Genomic DNA, 14,836 nt, shown 5'->3' with positions numbered 1-14,836 from the left:
GGCGCCGGCCCAGGCCGTGGCCGTGTCGGCGCCCGTTGCCGGCAGCGGCCCCGCCGGCGTGCCGGGCGGCTTCGACATGCCGGCGCAGGTGGCCATCACGGTGCGGCTGCTGCTGGCCGTGCTGGGCATCCTGCTGGTCGAGCAGCTATACCGCAACACGCCGGCGCGCGAACGGTGGGGCATCAAGTTCGCGTGCCTGGGCCTCGGCACCCTGTTCGTCTACGACTTCTACCTGTACAGCGACGCGATGCTGTTCCGGCGCATCCAGCCGGACCTGTGGGCCGCGCGCGGCATCGTCGACGCGCTGTGCGTGCCGCCGCTCGCCATCACGGCGGCGCGCAATCCGGGCTGGAAGCTGGGCCTGGCCCTGTCGCGCAAGCTGATGCTGCGTTCGGCCGCGCTGATCGGCTGCGCCGTCTACCTGCTGGCGATGGCCGCGGGCGGCTGGTACCTGCGCAGCGTGGGCGGCGCCTGGGGACCCGTCATGCAGCTGGCCAGCCTGTGCGGCGCGGTGCTGCTGCTGGCCGGCGTGCTGTTCTCCGGCACGGCGCGAGCCCGGCTGCGCGTGTTCATCAACAAGCACTTCTACCAGGCCCAGTACGATTACCGCGACGAGTGGCGCCGCTTCACGCAAGCCCTGTCCGAGGGCGGCGCCAACCCCGGCGAACGGGCCATCCAGGCCATCGGCACGCTGGTCGAAAGCCCGGCCGGGGCCCTGTGGATCGCCCGCGAGGGCGCCATGCTGGAGCCGGCCGCGCGCTGGAACATGCCGCCCCAGGGCACCAACGAGCCGGCCGGCAGCGATTTCTGCCGGCTGCTGGAAGAGCGCCAGTGGGTGGTGGAGGTCGGGCGCGGCGGCAATGCCGGCGCGCCCGTGCCGGCCTGGCTGCATGGCGTTCCCGAGCTGTGGCTGGTCGTGCCCCTGATCCTGCACGGGCGGCTGTTCGGCTTCGTGGTGCTGGCCCGTCCCCGCACGGCGGTGGCCTTGAACTGGGAAGTATTCGACCTGCTGCGCCTGGCCGGGAGCCAGGCCGCCAGCTGCCTGGCCCATGGCGAGCTGGCCGACCGCCTGGCGCTAGCGCGCCAGTTCGAATCGTTCAACCGCATGTCGACCTTCGTCGTGCACGACCTGAAGAACCTGTTGTCCCAGCACTCGCTGCTGTTGTCGAACGCGGAACGCCACAAGGATAATCCCGAGTTCCAGGAAGACATGCTGGCGACACTGGCCCATTCCGTGCTTAAGATGACGGCCCTGCTGCAGCGGCTCTCGCGCGGCGAAGTGACCGAGCGCGGTGGCGCGGCGGTGGCACCGGAGACGATCGCGCCGCTGGCCACCGTCGTGCGGCGCGCCGTGCAGGCGTATGCCGGCGCGCGGCCGCGGCCCGAGCTGGCGGCAGCCGAAGAAGACCTGTATGCGATGGCCGACGAACAGCGGCTCGAACGGGTGCTGGCCCACCTGCTGCAGAACGCCGTGGAGGCGACGCCGCCGCATGGCAGCATCCGCGTGGCGTTGCGGCGCCAGGGCGACGCGGCAGTGATCGAACTGCGCGACAGCGGTGTCGGCATGAACGAAGCGTTCGTGCGCGACCGGCTGTTCCGGCCCTTCGAGACCACCAAGGCGGCCGGCATGGGCATCGGCGTCTACGAAAGCCGCGAATACATCCGCGAACTGGGCGGGCGCCTGGAGGTGGAAAGCCGGCCCGGCGCCGGCACCACGTTCCGCGTGATGCTGCCGCTGCACCGGGCGGCGGGCACCGTGCCCGTTGCCGCATAAAGGAGCGAGCCATGCCGAAACGTAAACTGCTGGTGGTGGAGGACGACGCGGGCCTGCAGAAGCAGCTGCGCTGGAGCCTGGATGCCTACGAAGTGCTGGTGGCGGGCGACCGCGAGGCGGCCCTGACCCTGCTGCGCCGGCACCAGCCGTCGATCGTGACGATGGACCTGGGCCTGCCGCCCGACGCGGACGGCGCCAGCGAAGGCCTGGCGCTGCTGCAGCAGATGCTCGCCATCGCGCCGGATACGAAGGTCATCGTCCTGTCGGGCAACCGCGACCGCGCCAATGTGCTGAAGGCCATCGCCATGGGCGCGTATGATTTTCACCAGAAGCCGCTGGACGCGGACCTGCTGCGCCTCGTGATCGAGCGTGCCTGCTTCCTGCAGGCCGTGCAGCAGGAAAACCGCCGCATGCTGCAGATCCAGGCCGATTCGCCGCTGGCCGGCATCATCAGCCGCGACCCCGGCATGCTGAAGGTCTGCCGCAGCATCGAGAAGGTGGCGCCATCGTCGGCGACGGTGCTGCTGCTGGGCGCTTCCGGCAGCGGCAAGGAGCTGCTGGCGCGGGGCCTGCACCGGCAGAGCACACGGCACGACAAGCGCTTTGTGGCCATCAACTGCGCGGCCATTCCGGAAAACCTGCTGGAGAGCGAATTGTTCGGCTACGAGAAGGGCGCGTTCACGGGGGCGGTGCGCCAGACGCCCGGCAAGATCGAACTGGCCCAGGGCGGTACCTTCTTCCTCGACGAAATCGGCGACATGGCGATGTCGCTCCAGGCCAAGATGCTGCGCTTCCTGCAGGAGCGCGTCATCGAGCGGGTCGGCGGGCGCACCGAGATCGCCGTGGACGTGCGCATTGTCTGCGCCACGCACCGCAACCTGAAAGTGCTGGTCGACCAGGGCCAGTTCCGCGAAGACCTGTTCTACCGGCTCAGCGAGATCGTGCTGGTGATTCCGCCGCTGCGCGAGCGGATCGGCGACAGCGTGCTGCTGGCGCAGCATTTCAAGCACCGTTTCTGCGCCAGCGAAGCGCGCTCCGGCCTGCATTTCAGCCCGGACGCGCTGGCCGCGATCGAAGCCTACGAATGGCCCGGCAATGTACGCGAGATGGAAAACTGCATCAAGCGCGCCGTCATCATGAGCGAGGGTACGCAGATCACCGCGCTGGACCTGGGCCTGCCCGAATCCGTACCACTGGAGGAAAGCATCGACCTGCGCGAGGCGCGCGACGCGGCCGAATACCGCGTGATGGTCAAGGCACTGGCCCGTTCGGGCGGCAATATCGCCAAGGCCGCCGAGATGCTGGGCGTCAGCCGCCCCACCTTGTACGACCTGATGAACCACCACGGCATCAAGTAGGACTGTCGGGTCGCGGCATCGGTGCAACACCACGCCAACGGGTAGGCATACCCACCCGGGGCGCCGGCGAAGCACCACTGCACCGAATGCACCGTTGCCGCGCGGCGCCGGGTGGCCAGCGGCGCGCAGCGATGCGGCCGGGATCGCCCCAAGGCCCGCTCTACGTCATGGCCGCGGCTTGCCGTCCATCGTCGCCCCTGCGCTTTCCTCGTTTCCCTCTTGCTCCAGTTCCGCCGCAGGCAATGGGGTCGCGCCAGCCTGGGCTCCTGCGGGCGCCTGCCGGCGCGGCGGCGCTTCCTGCCACTGGCCCGCGGCGGCCAGCTTGTTCTTCAGGCCGGGCAGGGGAAACCCCAGCTGGTAGGCCTGCTGGGCCGCCATGCGTGCCTTGGCATAGTCCTTCTGGCGCAAATACAGCAGGCCCAGGTTGTACTGGTTGGTGGCATTGCGGGGTTCCAGCCGGGCCGCATCTTCCAGCTGCGCCAGGGCCGCCGCATCCTGGCCCAGCGCCAGCAGGTAGCCGCCGAAGATGGCGCGCACGCGGGCGTCGTCGGGCCGGTAGCGGATGGCGCGGTCAAAATAGCAGACGGTGGAATACTTGGCACCGTGCGGCCTGGTCGTCTTGTCGCGCAGGGACAGCCGGGCCAGTGCGGCCAGGGCCCGGTGGTGGTTGGCGAAATGGTCCAGCACATAGCCGATATCGGCGCCCAGGTGGCCGCTGACGCCTTTTTCCAGCCGCTCCACCGGTGGCGTGAAGTGGAACTGTTCGACGACCCCGAGGCGTTCGCGGTCGGTGGCACTGGTGTAGTCGCCACCGCTCACGTTGTTGACGACGGGGACCGGGCAATCCGGCGCAGCCTTGCCGGCGCCTGCCGCGGCGCCCGGCAAGGTGCACAGCGCGCCGAACGCTGCTGCCATCAAGGTCGATTGGAATACCATGGTGCCTCCTGTCTGCTGCCTTGTTCCAGCGCCTCGATGTCGAAGCGCAGCTGGGGAATCGAGCCGGGACGCAGCGACAGGTGCACATACGGCGCCACCGTCGCCACCATGCCCTGCCAGTGCCCGATCCGGACGAACGTCGCGCTGCCCAGCCGCACGGCACCGGGCCGCGGCGGGCCATCGAACGGTGTGGCGCGGCTGCAGATCCAACGGATGCCGCGCGCATGCAGGCGCCGGTGCGCTTCGTCCAGCAGGCGCATCGCCGTCGGACCGGCGCGCAGCCGCGGCTGGACGAAACTATCGTAATGCCAGGCCGTGTGCGGCGACGGCAGCCGGTAGCGCGCCCGCACTTCCTCGTCGTCGCCGCCACCAAACTGATACCACAGGAAGCCAACTAGTTCAGGCCCGTGCCAGGCGGCCAGGCTGTAGCTGCCGCGATGAAAGCGTTGCGCGACGACGTCACGCGGGCGTGGGTAACCCCAAGGGATATCGGACAGCGCCACCATCGGCCGGATGTCCAGGGCCATGCCGTCCCGCACGCCGGCATGCTGGCAGGCTACGCGGTGGGCGATGAAGTCAAGGCGGTACAGGTGGGCGCCGCAGCGACGGGCGATGGGCAGCAGCATGCACGCTAGCAGGCGCGCCAGGGGCAACAACGTGCGCACCAGCAGCCAGCCATGACGGCCAGGCCTGGTTCTGGAATCGAGGGCAGGGTGTTTCATATGCCGATTAAACCTCCGGCTTGGCGGGGCCCGTTTGTGCGGCGTCAAGATGGGGCCGGCCAAGCGGCTTGGGCCGAGCGTAGCGCCGCTCCGGCCCAAGGTGCAGCGATACCTGCGCGCGCGTGGCGATGACGGCCGCCATCAGGTAGTAGGGCACGTCCCAGTACAGCAGGCTGAGAAAGGCGCCGCCGACGCCGAATCCGATCAGGCTGGCCTGGATCATCGCCGCCAGCCGTGCCGCCCAGTCCAGCTCGGCATGTCCCCGCGCACGGCGCACGATGATGGCGGCCGAGCGCCAGGTGAGCAAGCCCAGCAGCAAGTAGATGGCCAGTCCACCGAAGCCATGTTCGGTCAGCACCTGGAAATAGATGCTGTGCGCCGCATGGACGGCGGCCGGGTTCGGCGCATACAGGGCGAACGCCAGCGGTTCGTAGGTGGCAAAGCCGCCGCCGAGGAAGCGGTCGCGCGCCATGTTGAAACCCATGTACCACGCGTTGATGCGTCCCATGGCGGACTGGTCGGCCTGGTATTCGCCGATCGTGTCCATGCGCGCGCCCCACTGGTCCGGCATGAACAGCAGGGCCAGCGGCACCAGCAGAACCAGCATGGCCGCGCCGGCCATCTTGTGGCGGCTCTTGCTCCACATGAACAGCAGCATGGCGATGATCGCCAGCAGCCCGCCGCGCGAGTAGCTGCCCAGCGCGGCCAGCCCGGACAGGGCCATCGCGGCAAGCATGGCATGGCGCATCCAGCGTCGGCGCAGGTCGTGCATCAGGTAGTACATCAGGGGAATGGTCATGATCAGCGCCAGCGCCAGCGCGTTGTTGTCGCCGATGAAGGTGCCGACGGGACCCCACACCCGGTCGTTGCCGCCGCTGCGGATCGTGAAGATGCCGCCCTTGACGCCGTAGAAGCCCAGCGAGATGACAAGTACCCAGATCAGCTTGTGGATGTCTTCGCGCTTGTGCACGACCATCATCAGCACGAAGGTCATCAGCATGATCTTCATGACCTTCGTGTACTGGTTCCACGCCGCGTTCGGAAACATGGCGAACGGGGTCGTCAGGTTCATCCACAGGACAAAGACGATCAGCGTCAGGCTGATGGGCGACAGGGGAAAACTGTTCTTTTCGCGCGACTTGACGAGGCTGACCAGGGTCGTGACGGCGATGATGTAGGCAAACGGGAAGTTGGTGGCGAAGCCCCAGCCTTGGGTATGGGGATTCATGACGCTGATCCACACCCACATCAGGCCGCCGTACATGGGCCGTTTCAGCACGTACGGCAGGCCGCCGAACACCAGCAAGGTGACGAGAATATCGCGCATGGCTTCTTTCCTGGACTTGCTTTCCCGGCGGGCGTTCGTATGCCGGCGGACCGGCGCCCGACGACGGGCGCATCGGGCTGGAGGTCCATCGTAGGCCGGAATGACCCTGCTCCTGTTGACCACGCTCAGGGTAACCGTTACATTATTGACACCTTGTCCAGCACCGCCCGCCGGAGTCGACCTGTGCCGGCAAGCGGCGCCCGGGCCATTGCATCGTCGGCCGACGAGCGGCTGCCGTCCTGCCAGCGGGCTGTTGCGGCGATGCCGCATGCGTCCACGCTGCCGCGTTACGGACTCAGGAGTAACCGCGGTCTTGATCCGCATCATGTTCGGCCCCCCGGCCCTGTATACATTGACACCATGGCGCACCCGTCCAGCCGCGACTGGCCGCGCGCAATCGATCCGGTACGACGCATCGCGTCCTGCCGCCAGACGAGGAGGGCTCATCATGCGTGTTGGCATACTGTCGTACCCGATGCTGTTCCAGCGCGAGGGCGGGCTGCAGGTTCAGGTGCGGGAAACCATCGCCGCATTGAACCGTCTGGGACAGGACGACGCCCATCCCCTGCAGGCGGAACTGGTCGATCCGAACCGCCAACGCCTGGACCAGTTCGACCTGATCCACGTCTTCTCCGCCATCAACGGCAATTACCGGGTGGTCGAGGCGGCCACGGACATGGGCGTGCCGGTCGTCCTGTCGCCGCTGCTGTCGCCCGGATGGGACCGCGCTTCGGGTTTCCGGGCCCGCGTGGCGGACCGGCTGGCCGGGCGGCTGACGGCGTGGCATGTGCAAACGAGCTATGCGCAGACGAAAAAAGCCCTGCAGCTGGCCCGCCTCGTCATTGCGCTGGGCGAAGCCGAGCGCGACGCCATCACGTCCGGCTTCCTGATCGAGCCGGCCAAGATCCGCGTCTTCCCCAACGGTATCAGCCGCCAGTTCTTCACGGCCCGTCCGGAACTGTTCCGTCACCGCACGGGTATCCGCGGGCCGTTCGTGCTGATGGCCGGCACGGTGAGCCCGTATAAAAACCAGCTGGGCCTGGTGCAGGCGCTGGAGGGGCTCGACTTGCCCATTGTGCTGATCGGCCGCTGCGGGCGCGACGACCAGGGCTACCTGGAGGCCGTGTTGCGTTCGCCCCAGGTGCGCTGGCTGGGCGAACTGCAGCACGAGGATCCGCTGCTGGCCAGTGCCTTCGGCGCCGCCTCCGTCGTGGCGCTGCCAAGCCACGGCGAGGTTTTTCCGCTGGCCGTGCTGGAAGCGCTGGCCTGCGGCACACCGGTGGTGATGACGGATGAAAACGCGCTGGACCTGCGCGAAAGCGATTTCGCCCTGCGCAAGATCGCCTGGCATGACGGCGAGGCCCAACGCGCGGCCATACGCCATTTCATCGACCAACCGCCGCAGCGGGAAGCCGTGCGCGCCCTGGTGGAACAATATACCTGGCAGCGCGTGGCCTCGCAGATCGCCAACTGCTACTTCGACCTGGCCGCGCGCCTGGCCGCCGAACGGGGCATGGCGCCGCAGGTTCCCCAGGCGTTGGTGGCGCTCGATATAAAGGAACACGCCGCCGTGCGCCAGGAAGAGGCCCAGCGCGGCTCGGCCTGATCGCAGCGGCCGGTCCCCGGCGGCATCCCGCCGTGGCGCCGGCCCATCCCGCTGCATTCTTGCTTCTTTCCAACGAAACGACGTCGCCGCGGCATCCGGACGCCGGCGGGGCCATGCACGCGCGTACCGGTACGCAAGCGGCAATGACGATGCAGCAATAAGAAAACAGGGCCTGATGGGCGGGTCGCATCCATTCCGCGCCGGGCCATTCCGGGCAGCAGTGCGGGCCGAAGTTCGACGCAGCGCGAGCCGGTTGGCACCCGGTACGCCAGGCCACGCCGCGCGTGCCGAGGGTCAGGCGCCCGGCGGGCGATAGCGCAGGACGGCAGCGCCTTTTTCGCAGGGAGGCAGGTGCTGTTCCATGTCCGGGTATTCCTCGGCCCAGCGCCGCAGGATGGTTTGCTCGTCCGGGCGACGGGCGTCGTCCAGGAAAACGGCCGCGCCCGGTGTCAGGCGCGCGAACAGGGCCGGGCCGGCCGGATAGCGGGCCAGCGCCCGCGTCGCCTGGGGCGGGCCGTCGATGGCCAGCATGTCGATACGCAAGTTGGCCGGCAAGCCGTCCGTCGTGTACCACGGCCATGTGGCGCCGCTGAACTCCTGGGCCTTCAACGGCGCGTCCAGCACGATGGCCCAATCGCTCAGGCCATGTCGGGCCAGCTGGCGGCGGGCCTCGGCCGCATAGCGGGAATCGTGCTCCAGGCTGTAGACCTTGCCGGCGCCGTTCAACTGCATGCAACGGGCCAGTACGACGGTGGACGTACCGCTGCTGCATTCGACGACGACACCGGGCTTTTCCGCCAGCGCATGGCGGGTCATTTCCAGTAGGAAATCAGGCGAAGCGGCCCAGCCGCGCGTGTCGGGCAGGCTGTGCCTCAGGCCCAGGTCCGTGTACAGGCCCTGCAGCGCCTCGAGCTGACGGAACAGGCCCGCATTCTCCCGTTGCGACTGGTCGCGCACGTCATGCAGCAGCAGGTGGATCAGGCGCACCTTGTGCAGGGTGTAGCCGCACAGCAGCAGGATCGCGGCCGTGAACAGAAAGGAAGTCAGGGGAAACATGCAGCGCGCTCCTAGTCGTAATAGCCGTAGTAGTTGGGATCGTTGAAGGATTTGATCTTGTTGTAGACCAGGTTGACGTGCTCGCACGCCTCGATCTGGCGCAGCGCCTCGCGCACATTGCTGTGGGTGGTGCGCTCGGCTTCGACGACGACGACGACCTGGCCCATGTGGGCCGCCAGCACGCCGGCCTCGGTCGTGATCAGCAGGGGCGGCGAATCGAAGATGACGATGCGGTCGGCATAGCGGGATGCGATCTCGTCCAGCAGCCGCGTCATGCTGCGGCTGGCCAGCAACTCGGTGGCGTGCTTGTTGCGGCGCCCGGCCGGCAGGATGCTCAGGGCCGGCACATTGGTTTTCAGGATGACGTCGGCAAGGTCGAGATTGTCGTCCAGCAGCACATCCATCAGCCCGGGACGGGGCTCCAGGCCCAGCACGGACAGTACCGTCGGCCGTGCCACGTCGGCATCGACCAGCAGCACCGTCGTATCGCGCTCCATGGCCATGCTCATGGCCAGGTTGATGGCGCAGAAGGTCTTGCCTTCGCCGGGAATGGCACTGGTAACGATAATCAGGTTGCCATGGCGGATGGCCTGGCCGTCCAGGGCGCGCGCACCACGCAGCAGCGGGCGCTTGATGAGGCGGAAATCCTCCGCCACGCCAGAGCGGCCGCCCTCGTGCGTGACCATGCCCAGCTGTTGAAGCCTGGCCAGGTTGATGTCCGCAAAGCGGGCATCGGTGCTCACCAGGTTCGGCTCGGTGCGCGGCGTGTCGTCAATGGGAATCATGCCAGTCTCCGTTACGAAGGAAGGAGCGCCATCGCCATCACGCCGCCATATGACACGAACAGGCAAGCCAGGCCGGCGCCGAATCCGATCTGGCCGCGCCGGCGTTTCTTCAGTTCCGCTTCGGTCCAGTTCATGGCCACGGCGCCCAGCACGCGCAGGCCAGTGGCCTCCCGCAGTTCTGCCGGGCTCAGGTAGGTTGGGCGGACCTGGCTGATCAGCAGTGCCGACGCGGCACCCGCCAGCACGGCCGCCGCCAGCACGGCGCTGTACAGCAAAGGGCGGTTCGGCCCGACGGGGCGCAATGGCACCGTGGGCGGGTCGATGATCTTGAAGCTCATCATCTCGGTGGTGGTGGACAGGTCGCCCGACAGCTTGGCCGCCTCACGCCGGCCGATCAGTTTCTCGTAGTTGTCCTTGTTGATCTGGTAATCGCGGTTCAACTGGGCCAGCTGCGATTCCACTTCCGGGACGGCCTTGCTTTGCTCGAGCAGGCTGTCGTGGCGTGCCTGCATTTCGGCGACCCGGGCCTTGATCGACGCGACACGGGCATCTGCTTCCGTCAGCGCCACCTTGAGCTGTTGCAGCATCGGACTGAAGTTCTTGCCGGGGTCCGATGGCGTGCCGCGCGTCTTGGCTTCCTGCACCTTGCGCTCTTCCAGCAGGGCGATCAGGCGGCGCGTCGAGATGATGTCCGGATGGGCTTCCGTGTATTGCAGCAGCAGGGCGTCGAGCGACTTGTTCAGGGCGTTGATGCGGCTGTCCATTTCCGGGTTGTCGATGGTGGCCGGGTTCGGCTCCGCACCCAGGATCGGCTCGTCCCCGGAGATCTGGGCATTGATGGCGTTGCGGGCCTGCTCGGCCTCCACCAGTTCCAGGCGCGCATTGTTCAGTGCATCCGAGGCCATCAGCAGCTGGGCGCCGTAGTCGACGCCCTGGCGCGGCAGCAGGAAGTTGTTTTTCAGCTTGAACTCCTTGACGGAGTTTTCCGCTGCCATCAGCTTGTCTTCATACGCACGGATCTGGTCGTCGATGAACTGCACGGCCTTTTCCGACTCGCCTTTCTTGCCCTTGAAACTGCCTTCGACGAAAATCGTCAGCAGCGACTGCACGACGTCGCGCACGAGGCGTGGGCTGTGGTCGCTGTAACTGATCGAATAAATATCCATCGTGCCCGTGCCGCCGATGCGGATCTTCTTGATCAGCTCCTCGATTTTTTCCTCGCGGTCGCGCGGCGTCTTCAAGGTGATGTCCAGATCGACCATGCGGATGACGCGGTCGATATTCGGCCGGGTCAGCAGTTGCCGGCTCATGATGTTGACCTGCTGCTCCAGGTTCGGCACCGTCGTCATGCCCGACAGCAGGGGCTTCAGGATGCTCTGCGTGTCGACGAAGACGCGCGCGCTGGTCTGGTAATCGTTGGGCAGGGTGTAGACCTTCAGCCAGCCTGCCGTCGCCACCAGCCACGTGACGATGACGGCGCACCAGCGATACTTCCAGATCCCTTTCAGGCCGGCCTGCAGCTGGGCGATGATTTCTTCCATGGATTCGGTTCTCCGGGTGCGACGCAACGGTTCCGTGCTGATTATATGGCTGGGCTTGCGCGTGCCGGCGGCGACCTGTCGAGTGCTTGCGAAGCGTCAAAAACGGCGCACCGTCAAATTTCTCGACGGCGCGCCCACAAGTGACGAGGGGTAACAGCTCAGGATTTACGGCGACGGCTGACCAGCGACATGCTCAGCAAGCCGGCGGCCACGATGGCCAGGGTGGCCGGTTCCGGAACTTCCTGTTGCAGGGCATTGGCCAGCGTGTTGTGCTGGATCGTGATCTGGTACGTGGTGCCAGCCGTCAGCAGCGGCGTCGTGGCCGTGAACGAGAACACCTGGCCGGCGGCGTTGTATTCCAGCAGGCCCGGGTCGGCGTCAGTACGGCTGACGTTGCTTTCGGCATTCAGTTCGGAAGGTGCGAAGCTGAACACGGACGTGTTGGTCGACAGGTCGACGATATTGATGCTCCACGACAGGCGGGCATTGGCATTCGACGTGGCACCTGCATCACCCGACACGAAGGCGGCCGTGTAGGGGTTGGCGTCGAAGGCCACCGTCATCGTGTCCGACTGGCCCAGCTGGAAAGCGAAGGTGGTCGATGTGCCGACATCGGAGTTGCCGGAAGTGATGTTTTCATTCGCTGCCGTGGCCGCATCCGCCCGGGTCTGCGCGTGGGCGCCGGCCGGCACGGCGCCGATGCTGATCACCGAACCCGTCAGGGCCTGGTCGGCATAGCCGAAGGTTCCTGGCGAAGGTGGCACCACGAAGCGGTTGAAGTTATTTTCCCCCAGCACCGGGCAGCTGGGGCCGGCGCACTGGCGTGGCACGTTCGGCTGGATGCCCGACAGGATCGGCTGGGAATCGGCGCCGTTGGCGAAGATGCCGTTCCACGATGCCGTGGCATGCGCATCGTTGGTGCCGCTCAGCGTGGCGAAGTCGGCGGCACTGTAGGCGACGCCGGCACCGTTGAGCAGGCGAAAGTTGTTGATGTCAAGAATGGCCGACGCGAACGTATCGGCCTGTGCGCTGCCCATCGCTGCCAAACCGAGAGTCACAGCTGCTGCCGTGACCATAAAACCTTTCCTGATGATGTTCATGGCGTGCTACTCCTAGATAAGTGGTTACGGCCCTGAGGTCTGTGCCGACGGCTACCATTCAGCAGCATTTGTGCCATCGAGCGAGTCGCTGTGAAATCAAGGGCTTGGCGATGCCAAAAGCGGTCACGGCGAAAAAATGAAAAAAAGTCCGACGCTGTCGGGAACTTCCTGCAGGACACAGCGGTCTGATGTGCATGAACTTATTGACAACCGGGAGTTACCGTGCAACCCTTCGACGACACCATCATTTCCTTTGAAGCCGCGAAACTGCGTGACCTGGTCATCCGCGAGCAGGATACGGCGATGCCACACACCCACCCGATCGATACGCAGATCTTCCATATCCGGATGGCCAGCACTGCCGGCAAGCGCGAGGCGGCCAGCCTGTTGCTGAGGAAAATGTATGGCTGGCGCGGCTATGATGTCGATACGGAGACGACGCATGCACCGAACCGTATCACCCTGTATGCGGAAACCCACGGCGCCACCGTCGGCACCATGTCCCTGTGTCTGGATGACCCCGACCTGGGCCTGCCGGCCGACGAAAATTTTCGCGACAAGCTGGTAGGGCTGCGCGAACAGGGACGGCGCCTGTGCGAACCGTCCCGGCTGGCCATCGACAAGGATGTCAGCAAGCGCGTCTTCGCCGCGCTGATCCACATCTCGTACATCTACGCCCACAATATCCACGGTTTCACGGACTACGTGATCGAAGTCAACCCGCGCCACGTGATGTTCTACAAGCGCATGCTCGGCTTCCGCGATTTCGGCGGCGAGCGGACCTGTTCGCGCGTGGGCGCCCCGGCCGTGCTGCTGCGCCTGGAACTGGACTATATGGGCGAGCAGATCCGCCGCTTCGGCGGCCAGATGGAGCAGGCCCCGGGCGAGCGCTCGTTCTACCCGTACTTCTTCCCCCTGCGCGACGAGCCCGGCATCACGACCCGGCTGATCCAGGGTAGGGACTGATGGGCGCCGGCGCCGAACCCCGCGCGGCGGCCGTCCTGGCGGCATGGCGCGCCCTGCTGGGCGAGGCCCGGGTGGTCACCGATGCCGCCGCACTGGCCCGGTATGCCGCCAGCACGTCCTCGTACAGCACCTTGCCGCTGGCCGTCGTGCACCCGCACAGCACGGAGGAAGTGGCGGCCGTCGTGCGCGCGGCGGCGGGCGGCGGCGTGCCCCTGTACCCCATCAGCACGGGGCGCAACTGGGGCTATGGCGACGCGTGCGCGCTGGCCGACGGCCATGCCATTGTCGACCTGTCCGGCATGAACCGCATCCTCGAGGTCGACGCCACGCTGGCCTATGTCGTTGTCGAGCCGGGCGTGACGCAGCAGCAGCTGTCGCGCTACCTGATCGAACACGAATTGCCCTTGTGGATGGACTGCACGGGGGCCGGCCCGGATACCAGCCTGATGGGCAATATCCTGGAGCGCGGCTTCGGCCATTCGCCCTACGGCAACCGCTTCCAGAACGTGGCCAGCATGCGCGTCGTGCTGGCCGACGGCGAAGTGGTCGACACGGGCTTCGGCCACTTCCCCGGCGCCGCCAACGCCCGCGTCTACCAGTATGGCGTGGGTCCCTATGTCGACGGCCTGTTCACACAGTCGAACCTGGGCATCGTCACGAGCCTGGGCCTGTGGCTGATGCCGAAGACGGCCGCGCTGAACCACTTCCTGTGCAGCGTGCCGCAGCACGCCGACATCGCCCCCGTCATCGAGGCCCTGCGACCGCTGCGGATGGACGGCACCCTGCGCAGCATCCTGCATATCGGCAACGACCTGCGCGTGCTGTCGGGCGGCACCACCTATCCGCGCGCGCTGGCCGGTGACGTCGTGCCGCTGCCGGAAGCGCTGCGGACGCAGATGCGCGCAGCCGCCGGCATCGGCGCGTGGATGGTGTCGGGGGCGCTGTACGGCAGCGCGGACCAGGTGGCCGTGGCGCGGCGCGCCCTGCGCCGGGCCTTGCGCGGTACGCCGGCCAGCCTGCGCTTCCTGGACGAACGCAAGCTCGACGCGGCGGCCTGGGTCGCGCGCCTGTTGAAAAGCACGGCGGTCGGCAAGCGCCTGGCCAGCCAGGTGCTGCTGGGCCGCTCGCTGTTCGAGATGAACCGGGGCATTCCGAACGGGCGCTTCCTGGCCGGCGCCTACTGGCGGCGCCGGGGCGGCCTGCCGCCGGACTTCCCCGCCAACGCCAACCCCGCGCTGGATGGCTGCGGCATGCTGTGGGTGTCGCCCGTGCTGCCGATGCGGGGCACCGACCTGCTGCGGGTGCACGCGCTGGCAGCGCCCATCTTCCACGCCCACGGCTTCGACCTGTTCGTCACCTTCAGCATGATCAACGAGCGGGCCCTGGGCGGCGTGCTGACGGTGGCCTACGACAAGGAAGATCCGGACGAAGTGGCGCGCGCGCGCAGCTGCTACAAGCAGGTGTTCGAGACGATGGTGGGCGCCGGCTATATTCCGTACCGGGTCGGCCTGCAGTCGATGGCCGACCTCGATAACGGCGATGACAGCTACTGGCGCATGGTCGGGCGCATCAAGGCGGCGCTCGACCCGGAAGGCCTGATCGCGCCCGGGCGTTACGGAGCGCGCGGGGCGGCGCCGAAGCCGCCGCCCTGAGCCCGCCGCCCGG

The 14,836-nt window shown here is 67.1% G+C and carries 12 protein-coding genes; 5 read left to right on the top strand and 7 right to left on the bottom strand.

What is annotated here, in order from left to right; genetic code table 11:
- Positions 1-1,774, top strand: a 1,774-nt coding sequence (gene prsK, locus GM672_RS18585) for an XrtA/PEP-CTERM system histidine kinase PrsK (RefSeq protein ID WP_155472027.1), incomplete at its 5' end; no start/stop codon positions are given.
- Positions 1,775-1,785: 11 nt separating this feature from the next.
- Positions 1,786-3,132 (top strand): PEP-CTERM-box response regulator transcription factor, encoded by a 1,347-nt coding sequence (gene prsR, locus GM672_RS18580; RefSeq protein ID WP_155472026.1) that lies wholly within the window; start codon positions 1,786-1,788, stop codon positions 3,130-3,132.
- 165 nt (positions 3,133-3,297) lie between these two features.
- Here the strand turns inward: prsR and GM672_RS18575 are convergent, their stop codons facing one another.
- From GM672_RS18575 to GM672_RS18565, 3 genes are read right to left on the bottom strand one after another with little or no spacing between them, the layout of a single operon-like run.
- Complete coding sequence (locus GM672_RS18575; protein WP_155472025.1) at positions 3,298-4,068, bottom strand: ABC transporter permease; 771 nt, start codon at positions 4,066-4,068, stop codon at positions 3,298-3,300.
- The gene (locus GM672_RS18570) at positions 4,047-4,790 is read right to left on the bottom strand and encodes a hypothetical protein (protein WP_155472024.1); all 744 of its coding nucleotides are present in this window, start codon (positions 4,788-4,790) and stop codon (positions 4,047-4,049) included. Before GM672_RS18570 ends, GM672_RS18575 begins: the two co-directional genes overlap by 22 nt.
- A gap of 7 nt (positions 4,791-4,797) precedes the next feature.
- The gene (locus GM672_RS18565; protein ID WP_155472023.1) at positions 4,798-6,117 is read right to left on the bottom strand and encodes a putative O-glycosylation ligase, exosortase A system-associated; all 1,320 of its coding nucleotides are present in this window, start codon (positions 6,115-6,117) and stop codon (positions 4,798-4,800) included.
- 448 nt (positions 6,118-6,565) lie between these two features.
- Here GM672_RS18565 and GM672_RS18560 point away from each other — a divergent pair, with 448 nt between their 5' ends.
- Positions 6,566-7,723 carry a glycosyltransferase gene (locus tag GM672_RS18560; protein ID WP_155472022.1) on the top strand — a complete coding sequence of 386 codons (1,158 nt, stop codon included), beginning with the start codon at positions 6,566-6,568 and terminating at the stop codon, positions 7,721-7,723.
- A 294-nt stretch (positions 7,724-8,017) separates the two neighbouring features.
- On the opposite strand, the gene GM672_RS18555 is transcribed toward GM672_RS18560, so the two are convergent.
- From GM672_RS18555 to GM672_RS18540, 4 genes are all read right to left on the bottom strand, one after another.
- Positions 8,018-8,779: a class I SAM-dependent methyltransferase gene (locus tag GM672_RS18555; protein ID WP_155472021.1), complete on the bottom strand. Its 762-nt coding sequence runs from the start codon at positions 8,777-8,779 to the stop codon at positions 8,018-8,020.
- Positions 8,780-8,790: 11 nt separating this feature from the next.
- On the bottom strand, positions 8,791-9,564 hold the full coding sequence (locus GM672_RS18550; protein ID WP_155472020.1) for an XrtA-associated tyrosine autokinase: 774 nt from the start codon (positions 9,562-9,564) through the stop codon (positions 8,791-8,793).
- Between the two features lie 11 nt (positions 9,565-9,575).
- Positions 9,576-11,105 carry an XrtA system polysaccharide chain length determinant gene (locus GM672_RS18545; protein ID WP_155472019.1) on the bottom strand — a complete coding sequence of 510 codons (1,530 nt, stop codon included), beginning with the start codon at positions 11,103-11,105 and terminating at the stop codon, positions 9,576-9,578.
- A 158-nt stretch (positions 11,106-11,263) separates the two neighbouring features.
- A complete protein-coding gene (locus tag GM672_RS18540) occupies positions 11,264-12,181 on the bottom strand; it encodes an EDSAP-1 family PEP-CTERM protein (protein ID WP_170300134.1) in 918 nt (305 codons plus the stop codon).
- Positions 12,182-12,427: 246 nt separating this feature from the next.
- Between GM672_RS18540 and GM672_RS18535 the strand changes: the two genes are divergently transcribed.
- Together GM672_RS18535 and GM672_RS18530 are read left to right on the top strand one after the other, a co-directional pair.
- Entirely contained in the window at positions 12,428-13,171 is a 744-nt protein-coding gene (locus GM672_RS18535) for an N-acyl amino acid synthase FeeM domain-containing protein (RefSeq protein ID WP_170300133.1), read from the top strand.
- Positions 13,171-14,823, top strand: a complete 1,653-nt coding sequence (locus tag GM672_RS18530; RefSeq protein ID WP_155472017.1) for an FAD-binding oxidoreductase — start codon at positions 13,171-13,173, stop codon at positions 14,821-14,823. The genes GM672_RS18535 and GM672_RS18530 overlap by 1 nt, the downstream gene beginning before the upstream one ends.
- The last annotated feature ends 13 nt before the right edge of the window (positions 14,824-14,836 follow it).

The sequence above is a fragment of the Pseudoduganella buxea genome, from assembly GCF_009720835.1.
In the GTDB taxonomy this organism is placed as follows: domain Bacteria; phylum Pseudomonadota; class Gammaproteobacteria; order Burkholderiales; family Burkholderiaceae_D; genus Rugamonas; species Rugamonas buxea.
Note: the sequence above shows the minus strand (reverse complement) of the source record. Positions and strands in the feature narration are given on the sequence as shown.

Excerpts from the sequence above, each read along its gene's own strand:
- prsR (WP_155472026.1), top strand. The coding sequence starts at position 1,786 with ATGCCGAAACGTAAACTGCTGGTGGTGGAGGACGACGCGGGCCTGCAG.
- GM672_RS18575 (WP_155472025.1), bottom strand. The coding sequence starts at position 4,068 with ATGGTATTCCAATCGACCTTGATGGCAGCAGCGTTCGGCGCGCTGTGC.
- GM672_RS18570 (WP_155472024.1), bottom strand. The coding sequence starts at position 4,790 with ATGAAACACCCTGCCCTCGATTCCAGAACCAGGCCTGGCCGTCATGGC.
- GM672_RS18565 (WP_155472023.1), bottom strand. The coding sequence starts at position 6,117 with ATGCGCGATATTCTCGTCACCTTGCTGGTGTTCGGCGGCCTGCCGTAC.
- GM672_RS18560 (WP_155472022.1), top strand. The coding sequence starts at position 6,566 with ATGCGTGTTGGCATACTGTCGTACCCGATGCTGTTCCAGCGCGAGGGC.
- GM672_RS18555 (WP_155472021.1), bottom strand. The coding sequence starts at position 8,779 with ATGTTTCCCCTGACTTCCTTTCTGTTCACGGCCGCGATCCTGCTGCTG.
- GM672_RS18550 (WP_155472020.1), bottom strand. The coding sequence starts at position 9,564 with ATGATTCCCATTGACGACACGCCGCGCACCGAGCCGAACCTGGTGAGC.
- GM672_RS18545 (WP_155472019.1), bottom strand. The coding sequence starts at position 11,105 with ATGGAAGAAATCATCGCCCAGCTGCAGGCCGGCCTGAAAGGGATCTGG.
- GM672_RS18540 (WP_170300134.1), bottom strand. The coding sequence starts at position 12,181 with ATGGTCACGGCAGCAGCTGTGACTCTCGGTTTGGCAGCGATGGGCAGC.
- GM672_RS18530 (WP_155472017.1), top strand. The coding sequence starts at position 13,171 with ATGGGCGCCGGCGCCGAACCCCGCGCGGCGGCCGTCCTGGCGGCATGG.